Genomic DNA, 14,593 nt, shown 5'->3' with positions numbered 1-14,593 from the left:
CGATCGGCCGATGGCCCTCGCTAGGGTGGCGACATGGCGAAGCGATCGACCATCGAGATCATCTGGCCGTTCGTGCGGATCGCGACAACGGCGCTCGTCTTCTCTGCCGTCGCCGCCCAGCTGACCCGCAGCATCCAGCGGGCGCTGGCCGCCGAGACGGAGTATGCCGGCCACCTCCCGACCGTCGTCGCGAACTTCCTCAGCTTCTTCACCATCCAGTCGAATCTCGCCGCCGCCATCGTGCTGGCGATCGCCGCGATCTGGACCTGGGGCAGAGGACGGAACGCGGATGTCGAGCCGCGCGGTCTCGCGGTCGCGCTCGTGTGCGTCAGCACGTACATGATCGTCACCGGCATCGTCTACAACACCCTGCTGCGCAACGTCGCCCTCGACCAAGGGGTGACCGTGCCATGGTCGAACGAGGTGCTCCACGTCGTCGTGCCCGTCATCCTGCTGCTCGACGTGCTCTTCGCGCCGCGCCGCCGGGCGGTGTCGTGGGCTGCGGTATGGATCGTCGTCATCTACCCGATCGCGTGGGCGGTGTACACGCTGATCCGCGCGCCGTTCATCGTCGCGCCGGCGACCGGGAACGCCTATTGGTACCCCTACCCCTTCCTCGACCCGCATCTCGTCGCAGGCGGCTATCTCGGAGTCACGGGCTACATCGTCGGCATCGCGATCGCGATCGTCGGCGTTGGTCTGCTCGTCATCTGGGCGGGACGGTGGCGGGCCGCGCGACGGGTGGGTGCGGATACCGCTCAGTAGACTTGAGGGCATGTCCAAGGTCCTCCAGTCCCTGCCCGTCGGCGAGCGCGTCGGCATCGCCTTCTCCGGCGGCCTCGACACCTCGGTAGCGGTGGCGTGGATGCGCGACAAGGGCGCCATCCCCTGCACCTACACGGGCGATCTGGGTCAGCCCGACGAGCCCGACGTCGAGGCGGTCCCAGGGCGCGCGCTCGAGTACGGCGCCGAGCTCTCGCGGCTCGTGGACTGCAAGGCCGCCCTCGTCGAAGAGGGCTTCGTCGCCCTCGCCTGCGGCGCCTTCCACATCCGCTCCGGCGGGCGCACCTACTTCAACACCACCCCGCTCGGCCGCGCCGTGACCGGCACCCTCCTCGTCCGCGCGATGAAGGAGGACGGCGTCGACATCTGGGGCGACGGGTCGACCTACAAGGGCAACGACATCGAGCGGTTCTACCGCTACGGCCTGCTGGCCAACCCCCGGCTGCGGGTCTACAAGCCCTGGCTCGACGCGGACTTCGTGACCGAGCTGGGCGGCCGTAAGGAGATGAGCGAGTGGCTCGTCGCGCACGGCTTCCCCTACCGCGACAGCGTCGAGAAGGCGTACTCGACCGACGCGAACATCTGGGGCGCCACCCACGAGGCCAAGACCCTGGAGCGGCTGGACGTCTCGCTCGAGATCGTCGAGCCGATCATGGGCGTGCGCTTCTGGGACCCCGAGGTGGAGATCCCGACCGAGGATGTCTCGGTGACCTTCGACGGCGGCCGCCCGATCGCGATCAACGGCCAGGAGTTCATCGATCCGGTTGCTCTCGTTCTGGAGGCCAATGCGATCGGCGGTCGTCACGGTCTCGGCATGAGCGACCAGATCGAGAATCGCATCATCGAGGCCAAGAGCCGCGGAATCTACGAAGCGCCCGGCATGGCCCTGCTGCACATCGCCTACGAGCGCCTGCTCAGCGGCATCCACAACGAGGACACGCTCGCCAACTACTTCGCCGAGGGCCGGCGCCTCGGCCGCCTCATGTACGAGGGACGCTGGCTCGACCCGCAGTCCCTCATGCTGCGGGAGTCGATCCAGAAGTGGGTGGGCTCGGCGGTCACCGGCACGGTCACGCTGCGGCTCCGCCGCGGCGAGGACTACTCGATCCTCGACACGAGCGGCCCGACCCTCTCCTACGCCGCGGAGAAGCTCTCGATGGAGCGCGTCGGCGACGCGGCTTTCGGCCCGACCGACCGGATCGGCCAGCTCACGATGCGCAATCTCGACATCGCGGACTCGCGGAGCCGGCTCGAGCAGTACGCCCGAATGGGCCTGATCGGCGGCGCCACCGGCGCCTTGGTGGGCAGGGTCACCGCCGGCGAAGCTGACGAGATCACCGACCACGCCGAGCCCTATGACGAGGCACGTGAAGCCCTCGCCGAGGCCGTGGACGAGGCATCCGAGTCCGCCGCGTTCGACTTCGGAAGCGACTGACGCCCGCGATGTCGTCGCCGAGCGGGTCCTTTGCCGAGCCCGTGTTCGTATACGTGGTGACGAGCTACGTCGATCCTGGCCAGACCGAACGGGTCGTCGCACGTCTTCGCCGCGACAGCCCGAACGCCCGGCTGATCGTGAGCCACGATCGGAAGATGCCGCCACCGGACGCGGCGCGCCTCGCGGAACTGGACGCCGAGCTGCGGCTGACCAGCGCGCCGATCACCTGGGGTGACGCGAGCTATCTGCGTTCGCTGCTCGAGGTCATCGCCGCGGCCGCGCTCGCCCAGGACGACTGGCTCACGATCCTCACCGGCCAGGACTACCCGCTGCGGCCGCTCCGCGACTACGAGCGGCACCTCGCCGCGTCCGCCGCCGACATGGCGCTCGAGGAGCCGGACGACGATCCCAACCTTCCCCTGTTCCTGGAGCGGTATCTGGTGCGCTCGTACCGGCTGCCGCTGTGGACGGACCGCCACCGGGTCCGTCAGGTCATGAAGCACATCCCCGGCTTCTCGATGAGCAGATCGCCGCGCGGTCTCCCGCCGGATCTGAACAGACGCAGGCTGCGCACACCCTTCAGCGACGATTTCCGCCTGTACAAGGGCTGCGACCAGTTCGCGCTGTCGGGGCGCGCCGCCCATGTCCTGCTGCGGGCCGACCCCGGACTGATGCGCTACTACTCGCACACCCGGGTGCCGACCGAGTCCTACCCGCACACCGTGCTGCGCAACGACCCGTCGCTGCGCAATCTCGCCGGGATGGTCCACTACGCCCAGTGGGTCGATACGCCTCATCCGAAGTGGCTCACCTCGGACGATCTGGACGCGATGCTCGCGTCCGGCTTCTGGTTCGCCCGCAAGTTCCGCCCAGACGAGCCGGTGCTCGACGAACTCGACCGGCTGCTCGACGCGGCCTAGCCCTCCTCGGCGGCGAGCGGATCGCGGCATCCTCACGTACGATGCGAGAGCGATCCCACGCGACCCGACAGCGCGGGATCGAGGTTCACGGTGCACGACACCGGGTTCCGCTCGGCCATGCAGCGAAAGCACACTCAATGACGAACGTGTACACCTCGCCTATTCCCCTGCCTGAACCGCCGCGCCCGCGCCGGCGCGTGGGACGGATCGTGGGGCTCTCGCTGTTCGGCCTGGTGGCCGGGATCCTGGTCATCGCCGTCATCGCGGCGGGGGTGGGGGTGTGGACGATCCAGCGCTCGTTCCCGCAGGTCGCGGGTTCGATCACCCTCGACGGGGTCGACAGCCAGGTCACGGTGCAGCGCGACAGCCTTGGCGTGCCGACGATCACGGCCCGAGGCACCCATGACCTCTTCTTCGCGCAGGGGTACGTGCACGCGCAGGATCGCTTCTGGGAGATGGACTTCCGCCGCCACGTCACGAGCGGACGACTGTCCGAGCTGTTCGGCGCATCGCAGCTGCCGACCGACCGGTTCCTGCGGACCCTGGGCTGGCGAGCCGTCGCCGAGCAGGAGGTCGAAGCCCTCGATCCGACGGTGCGCGCCTACTACGACGCCTACGCCGAGGGCGTGAACGCCTACCTGAAGGGCCACGACGGCGCCGAGGTCTCGCTCGAGTACGCCGTGCTCGGCCCGCAGAACCCGGAGTACGAGATCGAGCCGTGGACCCCGGCCGACTCCGTCTCATGGCTGAAGGCGATGGCCTGGGACCTCCGCGACAACATCGAGTCCGAGACCGACCGCGCCCTGATGGCGCCGAACTTCACGCCCGACCAGCTCGCGGAGCTCTACCCGGGCTATCCCTTCGACGTCAATCCGGTCATCGTGCCGACGATCACGACAGCGCTCCCGGCAGGTTTCGACGACGGAACGGATGCCGCACCCGGCACGGCTGCCACGGCCGCGATCGAGTGGACCGAGGTCGACGACGTCATCGAGGCGGTCAGCGCCCTCGTCGGCGGAGCCGGCGAAGGGGTCGGCTCGAACTCCTGGGTGGTGTCCGGCTCGATGACCCAGAGCGGCAAGCCCCTCCTCGCCAACGACCCGCACCTGGGCGCCTCGCTGCCCAGCGTCTGGCATCAGATCGGCCTGCGCTGCGCGGTCGTCACACCGGAGTGCCCCTTCAACGCGGCGGGATTCGGCTTCTCCGGGGTGCCAGGAGTCATCATCGGGCACAACGGTCGCGTGGCCTGGGGCTTCACGAACCTCTCCACCGATGTCACCGACCTCTACGTCGAGAGGCTCGACGGCGACTCGTACTGGCGCGACGGCGCACTCGTGCCGCTCGACGTGCGCACCGAGACGATCTCGGTCGCCGGCGGTGCGGCGGAGCAGCTGGAGATCCGCTCCACCGTGCACGGTCCGATCGTCTCGGGATTGACCGACGACTTCACCGCGATCGCGGACGACCCGTACACGAATGTCGACGGCACGGTGTCCGTGCCCGCCAGCCCACCCGACGGCGAGTATGCGGTCGCCCTGCAGTGGACCGCCTTACAGCCGGGGACCACGGCATCCGCCATCTTCGCCCTCGACATCGCCTCCGACTTCGAAGGCTTCCGCGCCGCCGCGGCGCGATTCGACGTTCCCGCGCAGAATCTCATCTACGCGGATGTCGACGGGAACATCGGCTACCAGACCCCCGGAAAGCTGCCGATCCGTGGGGCAGGAGACGGATGGATGCCGCAGCCTGGCTGGGATTCGTCGTACGACTGGACCGGGTTCATCCCGTTCGAGGAGCTGCCGACGTCGTACAACCCCCCGGAGGGGTGGCTCGTCACCGCCAACAACGCGATCGTCGGTGCGGAGTATCCGCACTTCCTGACACGCGACTGGGACTACGGCTGGCGGGCCGCGCGCATCACCGACCTGCTGCAGCGCGCCGCGGTGCAGGGACCTCTCACCGTCGACGCCATGCGCGACATCCAGGCCGACGACGAGTTCTGGATGGGTCGGCGACTCGTCGCCGTGTACGAGGACGTGACCACGGGCGACGCCGGCACCGATGCCGCACTCGATCTGCTGCGCTCGTGGGACCTCCACAACGAGCCGGACTCGGCTGCCGCCGCCTATGCGAACGTGCTGTGGGATGAGCTCGTCGCGAATCTCTTCGTCCGGGGGCGTGAGCACGCTGCCGCCCTCGCCGGACAGGGCCGGCTGTTCCTCGTCGTCGACGAGCTGCTCGGAAATCCCGACTCGGAATGGTGGAACAACCCGGGCCTCGACGTGACCGGGCAGCAGGAGATGCTCGAGCGAACTGCCGAGGGCGCCTTCCAGCGGCTGAGCACGCTGCAGGGCGATACCCCGGGCAGGTGGAACTGGGGCGCCCTGCACGCCCTGCCGCTGCGCAGCGGCACGTTCGGGGAGTCCGGAATCGCCCCGATCGAGTGGCTCTTCAACCGCGGGCCGTTCCCGGTCGGCGGCGGCAGCTCCGTCGTCGATGCGACCGGATGGACGCTGGGGGACGGCTTCGAGACCGTCACCGTGCCGTCGATGCGGATGATCGTCGATCTGGCCGACCTCGACGCCTCACTCTGGAATCAGCTCACCGGCGAGAGCGGTCACGCCTTCCACGAGCACTACACCGATCAGACCGAGGCCTGGCAGCGGGTCGAGCTCACGCCGTGGCCGTTCACCGGCCGCGCCATCGACTCGGCCACGACCGACACCCTGACCCTGGTCCCCCCAGACTGACCGATCAGCCGCCGGAGCCCGGCGGAGTCTCGCCGGACCGGGCGAGTTCGTCCACGTACAGCCCGGCCCGGTCGTAGGTCCCGTTGCGGTACGCCTGCCGACCGACCATGTGCGCCGACAGCGGCGCGGTCGCGAACTGCATGAGCATGACGGGCACGAGGAAGGCGACCACCGGCCAGGAGCGCAGCGAGAGCGCGATCGCGATGGCGATCAGCAGCATCCCGAGCACCTGCGGCTTGGTGGCGGCGTGCAGGCGGGTGGGCACATCGCGGAAGCGCAGGAGTCCGATGGCCGCGGTGAGGCAGAGGATCGCGCCGCCGAGGATCAGGATGAGCGCGACGGTGTCGAGCACGGCGTCCCCAGATGTGGCTGCGGCATCCATCAGCTCTGCCCGTCCCTTCGCGCCACGAAGCGCGCGATCGTGATCGACCCGAACACACCCAGCGCCGCGATGACCAGCAGCACCGGCAGGGTGCGGGTGTGGTGATTGATCGCCATCTCGGCACCCAGCACGCACATCACGAGAGTGAGCAGGACGTCGGATGCCACGGCCCGGTCCAGGATCGACGGGCCGATGATGATCCGCCACACGATCAGCAGGGCAGCGGCCCCGAAGGCGATGTAGATCGCCAGCAGCAGGATGTTCACAGCGCTCCCTCCACCGCATCTGCGGCCGCACGCAGCTGGCGGACCCGTTCGAGCTGCGCCTGGGATCCCACGGCCCGCACAATCCGCTCCTCCCAGTGCAGCACGCTCGCCCGGTGCCGTTCCACGTCCTCGTCGCTGCGCACTCCGATGACATGCAGGTACAGGATGCGGCGATCCCGGTCGGCGTCCACGATGAGCGAGCCCGGGATGAGGGATGCCGTCACCGCCGTGTGCGTCATGATCAGGTCGTCCGCGATCCGGAGCCGGACCGCGATGATCGCGGCGCCCGGCTGCCGGCGCCAGTCGAGCACCTGCCACGCGACAGTGAGCGACCCGCGAACGAGTGCGCCGAGGAATTCGAGGATGAAGACGAGTCCCCAGGCCAGATTCACCCGGCCGGACAGCTCGACCGGCGGCAGGCGGAAGACCCGCGTGACGATGAGCGCCGCCGCGAGCCCGCTCACGAACGCCAGGAGCGTGAACTGCCCCCACAGCAGCATCCACAGGGCGACCAGCCAGACGAAGAACGGCAGCTGGCGCCAGATCTGCGCGAGCAGCCGGCGCGGGCTCAGCCGGGAGTCGGGGCTCATCGTCCGACCTCCTCTTGGAGCTGCGTCAGGTTGACGGGTTCGAGGAGCGAGTCGCCGATGCGGGCGCAGATGTCGTAGAGCGGGCCCGCGAAGATGGTCAGCCCGATCGTGATGGCCACCATGCCGGTCGTGGCCGCGGTCATGATCTTCGGGATCGCGCGGCGCTCGGTCTCGACGCCGCCCGGCGATGCGCCCAGGTACGAGATGCGGGCCTCGGTCTCGGCCGAGTCGTCCTCTTCGCGCCAGAAGGAGAGATTCCACGCCCGCATGAGCGCGTAGAGCGTCAGCAGGCTCGTGACGATGCCGCCGACGATGAGCACGAGCATGATCGGCGTTCCGACCTCCGCCGCGGCGTCGAACAGCGCGTACTTGCCGATGAAGCCCGAGAACGGCGGAAGGCCGCCGAGATTCACCGCGGGGATGAAGTAGAGCACCGCGATCATCGGCGCGGCGCGCATCAGGCCCTTCACCCGCAGGATCGATGTGCTGCCCGCGCGGCGCTCGACGAGCCCGACCGCGAGGAACAGGGTGGTCTGCACGATGATGTGGTGGACCATGTAGTAGATCGTCGCGCCGATCGCGGCGGGCGTCGCGACCGCGAGTCCGAACACCATGTAGCCGACATGGCTGACGAGCGTGAACGACAGGATGCGCTTGAGTTCCGCCTGCGCGACGGCGCCGAGCACGCCCACGATCATCGTGGCGAGCGCCACCACCATGAGAACGACGTTCACGTCGCTGTCTGCGAACAGCTGCGTCTCCGTGCGGATGAGCGCGTACACGCCGACCTTCGTCAGCAGACCGGCGAACACCGCGGTGACCGGTGCAGGCGCGGTGGGGTAGGAGTCCGGCAGCCAGAACGACAGCGGGAACACCGCGGCCTTGATGGCGAACGCGAGCAGCAGCATGACATGCAGCACCATCTGCGTCTGCTGGGGCAGCTCGGTCATCCGCTCCGACACCTGCGCCATGTTGACGGTTCCCAAGGCGCCGTAGATCATCGCGATCGCGGCGAGGAAGAGGATCGACGAGACGAGCGAGACGACGATGTACACCGAGCCGGTGCGGATGCGGGATTCCGTGCTGCCGAGCGTGATCAAGACGTACGAGGCGACCAGCAGGATCTCGAACCCGACGTACAGATTGAACAGGTCGCCCGCGATGAAGGCGGTGAAGATCCCCGCCGCCAGGATCAGGTACGACGGGTGGAAGATCGACACCGGAGTGTCGTCGTCGCCGTCCGCGGCGCCCTGGCCGACCGAGAACAGCAGCACCGCCAGGAGAACCACGCTGGAGACGACGACGAGCAGCGCGGCGAGCCGGTCGACGTAGAGCACGATTCCGAACGGCACCGGCCAGCCGCCGACCGACACCGCGAGCGGCACGCCGGTGGTGTCCACGACATACAGCAGCACCCCGGCGATGATCATCACGAGCGCGAGCGTCACGATGGACACCGCCACCTGCGTCCGCCGGTGGCGTCCCGCGATGAGCGCGATGGCGGCGCCGAGGAGCGGGAGAGTCACCAGCAGCGGGACGAGGGCGCTCACGGGCGCTCACCTCCCTGGCCGTCATCCGCGCGGGGGCGATCGGCCGGCGCGTCGTCGACGATGCTCGCGAGATCGCGGCTGCTGAGCACCGTGATGGGCGACGTGTCCACGCCGACGAAGTCGGTGGTCGCGTCATCCGTGAGCGCCTCGGCGACATCATCCATCGTCGCCTCGTCGCCCAGGCGACGAGCGCGCACCTCGACATCGGCTTCGTCGTCGCTCACGGTGTCGGCCTGGCCGAGCTGCCACGAGCGGTAGATCAGCGCCAGCAGGAACGCCGAGATCGCGAACGTGATCACGATCGCCGTCAGGGTCAGCACCTGAGGAAGCGGGTCGGACATCTCGTCGGTCGGGGTGGAGCCGTCGAAGAAGGGTGCGACGCCGGGCCGGCCCATCACGATCAGCAGCAGGAGGTTCGCGGCGTTGCCGAGCAGGAGGAACCCGATGAGCACGCGGGTGAGGCTGCGCTCGAGCATCGCGTAGACGCCGCACGCGAAGAGCACGCCCATGACGACGATGAGGACGAGCGAGACGCCGCTGCCGGTCGTGGCGTTCATCGCCCGCCCACCTCCTGGAGTTCGTGCGCCTGGCGGTCGACCTCGGCGCCGAGGCTGCGCAGCACATCCAGCACCAGCCCGATGACCACGAGGTAGACGCCCACATCGAACAGGGTCGACGTCACGAACTCGAGGTGCCCGATCACCGGCAGCTCCATCTCGAAGAACCAGCTTTTCAGCGGCGGAGCGCCGAACAGGAGCGGCACCACCGCGCAGCCGACGGCGATCGCCATGCCGGTGCCGAGCAGGCGGCCGGCGTCGGCGGGTGCGGCCGCGCCCAGCTCGTACCGTCCGCCGGCCACGTACCGCATCACCAGCGCCATACCGGCAACCAGGCCGCCCGCGAATCCGCCGCCTGGCAGGTTGTGGCCGGCGAACAGCAGGTACAGCGAGACGATGATGATCGTGTGGAAGAGGATGCGCACGATCACCTCGAGGATGATCGAGCGATTCTCCGCCCCGACGCGCTGACCGCCCACGAGCCAGGCGCGGTGACTGCCTCGGGTGTCCGCGCTCTGCGGCCTGATGCCCTCGTCGGTCTCGACGAGGGGGCGCCGCGAGCGGGAGGCCGATCTCGGCAGCGGCGCCGTGAGTGAGGACAGCATGTCGGCGCGGTGCGTCACGAAGACGAGGGATGCCACGCCCGTCGCGGCGAGGATCAGCACCGACAGCTCGCCCATCGTGTCCCAGCCGCGGATGTCCACGAGGGCGACGTTGACCACGTTCTTGCCGTGGCCGAGGTCGTAGGCGATGTCGGGGAACCTCGTCGAGATGGGCTCCGTGATGCGGGCGCCGGTCGCCACGACCGCGACCAGGGCCATGGTGAGGCCGACAGCGACGGCCAGCAGGGCGCGCGCGATCGGCGCGACCGAGGCGTTGTGCTCCCCGAGCCGGGAGGGGATGCGCCGCAGCACGAGGGCGAATGCCACCAGGGTGACGGTCTCCACGAGCACCTGGGTGAGCGCGAGGTCGGGCGCCCCGCTCGTCGCGAAGAGGAGCACCATGCCGAGACCGGTGACCGAGACCAGCACAACGCCGGTGTAGCGCTTGCCCGCCCGCACGGCGACGATGCCGGCGAGCATCATGATCGGCGCCGCCAGCAGCTGGGTCGGGGTGTGGAAGAGATCGAGCTGCGTCTGCCATCCGCCCCCGGCGATCAGCGCCGTGCCCTCGCCGGCGACCAGTACGACGAAGATCGTGCCGACGTAGATCGGCAGAGAGCCGCGCTGGGTGAGGCTGGTCGACAGCACCGACAGGCGGGCGATGCCACGGAGGCTCGCGTTGTAGGCGCCTGCCGCCGTGAACGGGAGGATGCGGCGGAGCGGCCGATCGCGGGTCAGGGCGAACACGCCGACCCCGAGCACGATCGTCGCGAGGGTGATCCACAGCGCGGGCTCGATCCCATGCCAGAGCGCCAGATGGTACGGATGCTCCGGGGCAGGCACTCCTGGGCTCGAGGCCGGAGCGGTGTCGGCGTAGGGCGCGAGTACGAGGTCGAGCACGGGCGCCGCGAGGCCCGCGACGACGGTCAGCCCGGCGAGCAGGACTGGAGCGCCGAGAAACCCGATCGGCGGATCCGGCCACTCGGTGACGGGGGCGGGCGCGCCCCCGGCATCCTTCTTCGTCCAGAATGCCCCCCAGAAGAAGCGGAGTCCGTACGCGGCGGTCAGCACCGATCCGAGCGCGACGCCGATGAGCGCGAACAGTCCCCACCCCGACCCGCCGACGGCTTCATCGAGGAAGGCGGTCAGGGCGCCCTCCTTCGCGACGAAGCCGATCGTCGGGATGATCCCGACCATCGAGGCGATCGCGATCGCCGAGAAAGTCGTCATCACGGGAGCCTGCCGGGCGAGCCCGCTCAGCTCCCCGATGTCGCGGGTGGACAGCTGGCGGTCGATCACGCCGACCACGAGGAACAGGCTCGACTTGAACAGGGCGTGCCCGATCAGCAGCGCGAGTCCGGCGAGCGCGGCATCCCGGGTGCCGTAGCCCAGGACGACGGCGAGCAGGCCGAGCTGGCTGACCGTGCCGAACGCCAGGATGCGCTTGAGGTCGCTCTCCCGGAGGGCCTGATATCCGCCGAGCAGCATCGTGAACACCCCGAGGATCAGCACGATCGGGCGCCAGGTGGGCGCGAGTGCGTAGACCGGGGCGAGCCGGGCGATGAGGTAGATGCCCGCCTTGACCATCGCGGCGGCATGCAGGTAGGCACTCACCGGGGTGGGCGCCGCCATGGCGCCGGGCAGCCAGAAGTGGAAGGGGAAGATGGCGGACTTGCTCAGGGCACCCACCAGCAGGAGCACCAGCGCGGCATCGACCACCGGGCCGGCGGGTGCTTCGGCGAGGATCGTCGACAGGCTCGACGTGCCCGCATCGACGACCAGCAGCACCACGCCGATGAGCATCACGAGTCCGCCCAGGGTCGTCACCAGCAGCGCCTGCAGGGCGGCACGGCGACTGCCGGCGCGGCGGTGGTAGTGCCCGATCAGCAGATACGACAGGACGCTCGTGATCTCCCAGAACATCACCAGCACGACGATGTCGTCGGTGAGGACGAGCCCGTACATGGCTCCGGCGAAGGCCAGCAGCACCGCGGAGAACTGTCCCACGCCCGCCCGCTGGTCGCGGAAGTACCAGCGGCAGTAGAGCATGACGAGGGCGCCCACGCCGGTCACGATGAGAGTCATCACCCATCCGAGGGTGTCCATCCGCATCGACAGGCTGATCCCGAGCGCCGGGATCCAGTCGTACGACTCGAACGGGGTGTCGCCGGCCAGCACCGCCGAGGTCTGCACCGCGGCCTGTGCGAACGCTGCGGCGGGCAGGAGCGCGGCGAGATAGAACGCGCGCGCGCCGATCCGTGCGACCAGCCACGGCAGCACCATGGGCACGACCGCGAATGCACCGAGCAGGATCAGCATGCGCGGCCTCCTCGGGGGGTCGCAGCCAGTGGCACGGGCAACGGTCTGGGAATCATCCTACCGGGGCCGTTTGGCCGCCCGACCGGCTCGGTCAGGGTGCGCGGGGCGGCGCGGTCGTGTTTCCCACGCGGAACACGGAGGTGAAGCGGATGGATGCCGCTTCCCGGCCCTCCAGCATCGCCGCGACCGCCTTCCCGGCGGCGCGCCCCTTGTCGACCGCAGGCTGAACGAGTGTCGTCAGCGAGTACGGCGCCAGGCCGTCGACCACGATGCCGTCGAATCCGGTGACGCTGACGTCTTCTGGCACGCGCAGGTCGGCCTCCTCGGCGGCGCGCACGACGCCCGCCGCGAGCAGATCGCTCTGGGCGATCACCGCGGTCGGACGGTGCGCGCGGTCTGCGAACAGCACCCGCCCCGCAGCGAGTCCCTCGTCGATGAAGCTCCCCGCCGCGGCGTAGGCCGGGGCATCCGGAAAGACATCGCGCGCTCCCGCGAGCCGCTCCCTGGTCACATTCACGGTGATCTCTTCGTCCGGGCCGATCCAGCCGCGCTGCCAGCCGGCGTGCACCGGCAGGGTGACCAGCGCGACCTGCTCGTGGCCGAGCCCTTGCAGATGCCGCGCCGCCTGCCGTTGGGCTTCGCGGTTGTCGAGCTCGATCCGGGGCACGCCCTCACCCGCGTCGCCCTCGATGACGACCACCGGAATGCCGCGGGCGCGCACCACGGCGAGCGATTCGCGCAGCAGCCCGCTGCATCCGACCAGCACGGCGGCGTCGAGCGGAGCCGTGGTCAGCGTCGGCTCGCCGGGCGAGTCCGGCTGGTCGCGCAGCAGCAGCAGCCCCGCGCCGAGAGCGGCGACGCCTTCGGTGAGCCCGTCCATCATGAGGATCTTCACCGGGTCCTGAAAGGTGCGGCCGAGATGCTCTTCGAACACCACGCCGACGATCCCGGAGCGCCCGCGCCGCAGCGATGCCGCACGCGGGTCGGGGCCGGTATAGCCCAGCGATTCCGCCGCCGCCAGCACGCGGTCCCGGGTCGCCTGCGACACCGGAGTGTTGCCGCTGAACACGACGGACGCCGTGGAGGGAGAGACGCCCGCCGCGCGGGCGACGTCGCTGATGGTGGCGCGGCGTGTGCTCATGACAGATCTGATCGTACCTGCCCCGATTCCGGTGCGTCGAATCGATTCGGTAAGCTGTCGGGATGGATACCGTCCTGACCCGCTCTCAGCTCGTGCGCTGGCGCACGGCGATCTTCGCGATCTTCCTGGCGAGCGGCCTGAGCATCTCCACCTGGGCCTCGCGCGTGCCTGCCATCAAGGAGGCGGTCGGGGTCGACCGCGGCCAACTCGGACTCATGCTCCTCGTCGGCGGAATCGCCTCGATCATCGGCTTGTCGGTCAGCTCAGTCGTGATCGCGCGCTTCGGAGCGCGCACCGGGATGCTGGGCGCGATGCTCATCTTCGGTGTGGGCGTCGCGATCATCGGCGTGGGCGCCGACGTCTTCCACTCCGCGGGTGTCGTGGTCGTCGGCCTCGTGCTCTGGGGCTTCGGCAATGGGGCGGTCGACGTGATGATGAACGTCGAGGGGGCGGCGATCGAGAAGCAGACCGGCAAGACGATCCTTCCGCTCTTCCATGCGTTCTTCAGCTTCGGCACCGTGATCGGCGCCGGGATCGGCATCCTCGCCATCTCGTGGGGGTACGACGCGCTCGCGCACCTGACGATCATGGCCGTCGCCATCTTCGTCATCGCCTTCGCCAGTATCGCCTGGGTTCCGCGCCGCGAAGTCGCGATGGACCCGGAGGCGGGGCTTGCGAAGCCGGCATGGCGCGACCGCATGTCGCTCGCCCTCTCGGCGTGGAAGGAGCCCCGCACCTACACGCTCGGGGTCATCATGCTCGGCATGGCCTTCGCCGAAGGCGGCGCGAACGACTGGCTCGCCCTCGGCGTCGTCGAAGGACACGGGGCGAGCGCGGCGGTCGGCGCGGCAGCCCTCGCGGTGTTCTCGATCAGCATGACGGTCGTGCGCATGTTCGGCGGCCCGCTCGTGGACCGCTTCGGGCGGGTCGCGACCCTGATCGTCCTGGCGGGCACGGCCGCGGGCGGACTGCTGCTGTTCATCCTCGCGCCGAGCATCCCGCTGATGTTCGCGGGCGCCGCGCTCTGGGGCGCCGGTGTGTCGCTCGGCTTCCCGTTGGGCATGTCGGCCGCGGCGGACGACCCCGTGCACGCCGCAGCCCGGGTGAGCGCGGCCGCGACGATCGGGTACGTCGCGTTCCTCGCCGGGCCCCCGCTCCTCGGCCTGATCAGCGAGCACATCGGCCTGCTGAACACGCTGTACATCCTGGTCGTGCTGATCGTGGCATCCGGCTTCGCCTCCCCGGCCGCGCGTCCCATCGCAGGCTCGATGGTGGGCGCGGGTCACTCCTCGCACTGA

12 protein-coding genes are annotated in these 14,593 nt (G+C 69.5%); 5 read left to right on the top strand and 7 right to left on the bottom strand.

Translation table 11 applies throughout. The features are described from left to right. Positions 1–33 precede the first annotated feature (33 nt). The 4 genes from ACXJ3V_RS08375 (at position 34) to ACXJ3V_RS08360 (ending at position 5,888) form a co-directional block, all read left to right on the top strand. The gene (locus ACXJ3V_RS08375) at positions 34–765 is read left to right on the top strand and encodes a Pr6Pr family membrane protein (protein WP_457099829.1); all 732 of its coding nucleotides are present in this window, start codon (positions 34–36) and stop codon (positions 763–765) included. A gap of 10 nt (positions 766–775) precedes the next feature. Then, entirely contained in the window at positions 776–2,218 is a 1,443-nt protein-coding gene (gene argG / locus ACXJ3V_RS08370) for an argininosuccinate synthase (protein ID WP_457099828.1), read from the top strand. 8 nt (positions 2,219–2,226) lie between these two features. Then, positions 2,227–3,138, top strand: coding sequence for a beta-1,6-N-acetylglucosaminyltransferase (locus tag ACXJ3V_RS08365; protein WP_457099827.1), 912 nt, complete (start codon positions 2,227–2,229; stop codon positions 3,136–3,138). 137 nt (positions 3,139–3,275) lie between these two features. Continuing rightward, positions 3,276–5,888 (top strand): penicillin acylase family protein, encoded by a 2,613-nt coding sequence (locus tag ACXJ3V_RS08360; protein ID WP_457099826.1) that lies wholly within the window; start codon positions 3,276–3,278, stop codon positions 5,886–5,888. Between the two features lie 4 nt (positions 5,889–5,892). Here ACXJ3V_RS08360 and mnhG read toward each other — a convergent pair whose 3' ends face one another. The 7 genes from mnhG to ACXJ3V_RS08325 all read right to left on the bottom strand — a co-directional run bounded on the left by mnhG (position 5,893) and on the right by ACXJ3V_RS08325 (position 13,295). Beyond that, positions 5,893–6,270: a monovalent cation/H(+) antiporter subunit G gene (gene mnhG / locus ACXJ3V_RS08355; protein ID WP_457099825.1), complete on the bottom strand. Its 378-nt coding sequence runs from the start codon at positions 6,268–6,270 to the stop codon at positions 5,893–5,895. Beyond that, positions 6,270–6,536 (bottom strand): monovalent cation/H+ antiporter complex subunit F, encoded by a 267-nt coding sequence (locus ACXJ3V_RS08350; RefSeq protein ID WP_457099824.1) that lies wholly within the window; start codon positions 6,534–6,536, stop codon positions 6,270–6,272. Before ACXJ3V_RS08350 ends, mnhG begins: the two co-directional genes overlap by 1 nt. Next, positions 6,533–7,126, bottom strand: a complete 594-nt coding sequence (locus tag ACXJ3V_RS08345; RefSeq protein WP_457099823.1) for a Na+/H+ antiporter subunit E — start codon at positions 7,124–7,126, stop codon at positions 6,533–6,535. The genes ACXJ3V_RS08350 and ACXJ3V_RS08345 overlap by 4 nt, the downstream gene beginning before the upstream one ends. Continuing rightward, positions 7,123–8,676, bottom strand: coding sequence for a Na+/H+ antiporter subunit D (locus ACXJ3V_RS08340; protein WP_457099822.1), 1,554 nt, complete (start codon positions 8,674–8,676; stop codon positions 7,123–7,125). Before ACXJ3V_RS08340 ends, ACXJ3V_RS08345 begins: the two co-directional genes overlap by 4 nt. After that, the gene (locus ACXJ3V_RS08335) at positions 8,673–9,233 is read right to left on the bottom strand and encodes a Na(+)/H(+) antiporter subunit C (protein ID WP_457099821.1); all 561 of its coding nucleotides are present in this window, start codon (positions 9,231–9,233) and stop codon (positions 8,673–8,675) included. Before ACXJ3V_RS08335 ends, ACXJ3V_RS08340 begins: the two co-directional genes overlap by 4 nt. Beyond that, positions 9,230–12,154 (bottom strand): Na+/H+ antiporter subunit A, encoded by a 2,925-nt coding sequence (locus ACXJ3V_RS08330; RefSeq protein WP_457099820.1) that lies wholly within the window; start codon positions 12,152–12,154, stop codon positions 9,230–9,232. Before ACXJ3V_RS08330 ends, ACXJ3V_RS08335 begins: the two co-directional genes overlap by 4 nt. A 91-nt stretch (positions 12,155–12,245) precedes the next feature. After that, complete coding sequence (locus ACXJ3V_RS08325) at positions 12,246–13,295, bottom strand: LacI family DNA-binding transcriptional regulator (RefSeq protein WP_457099819.1); 1,050 nt, start codon at positions 13,293–13,295, stop codon at positions 12,246–12,248. A gap of 62 nt (positions 13,296–13,357) precedes the next feature. On the opposite strand from ACXJ3V_RS08325, the gene ACXJ3V_RS08320 reads away from it, so the two are divergent. After that, complete coding sequence (locus ACXJ3V_RS08320) at positions 13,358–14,593, top strand: MFS transporter (RefSeq protein WP_457099818.1); 1,236 nt, start codon at positions 13,358–13,360, stop codon at positions 14,591–14,593.

The sequence above is a fragment of the Microbacterium sp. P5_E9 genome, from assembly GCF_054049175.1.
The sequence above is the reverse complement of the archived record's forward strand: the minus strand, read 5'-3'. Positions and strand labels throughout refer to the sequence as shown.

What these genes read in the sequence shown, in the direction of transcription:
- ACXJ3V_RS08330 (WP_457099820.1), bottom strand. Translation starts at nt 12,154, where the DNA reads ATGCTGATCCTGCTCGGTGCATTCGCGGTCGTGCCCATGGTGCTGCCG.
- ACXJ3V_RS08345 (WP_457099823.1), bottom strand. Translation starts at nt 7,126, where the DNA reads ATGAGCCCCGACTCCCGGCTGAGCCCGCGCCGGCTGCTCGCGCAGATC.
- ACXJ3V_RS08375 (WP_457099829.1), top strand. Translation starts at nt 34, where the DNA reads ATGGCGAAGCGATCGACCATCGAGATCATCTGGCCGTTCGTGCGGATC.
- ACXJ3V_RS08320 (WP_457099818.1), top strand. Translation starts at nt 13,358, where the DNA reads ATGGATACCGTCCTGACCCGCTCTCAGCTCGTGCGCTGGCGCACGGCG.
- ACXJ3V_RS08335 (WP_457099821.1), bottom strand. Translation starts at nt 9,233, where the DNA reads ATGAACGCCACGACCGGCAGCGGCGTCTCGCTCGTCCTCATCGTCGTC.
- ACXJ3V_RS08365 (WP_457099827.1), top strand. Translation starts at nt 2,227, where the DNA reads ATGTCGTCGCCGAGCGGGTCCTTTGCCGAGCCCGTGTTCGTATACGTG.
- ACXJ3V_RS08325 (WP_457099819.1), bottom strand. Translation starts at nt 13,295, where the DNA reads ATGAGCACACGCCGCGCCACCATCAGCGACGTCGCCCGCGCGGCGGGC.
- argG (WP_457099828.1), top strand. Translation starts at nt 776, where the DNA reads ATGTCCAAGGTCCTCCAGTCCCTGCCCGTCGGCGAGCGCGTCGGCATC.
- ACXJ3V_RS08360 (WP_457099826.1), top strand. Translation starts at nt 3,276, where the DNA reads ATGACGAACGTGTACACCTCGCCTATTCCCCTGCCTGAACCGCCGCGC.
- mnhG (WP_457099825.1), bottom strand. Translation starts at nt 6,270, where the DNA reads ATGGATGCCGCAGCCACATCTGGGGACGCCGTGCTCGACACCGTCGCG.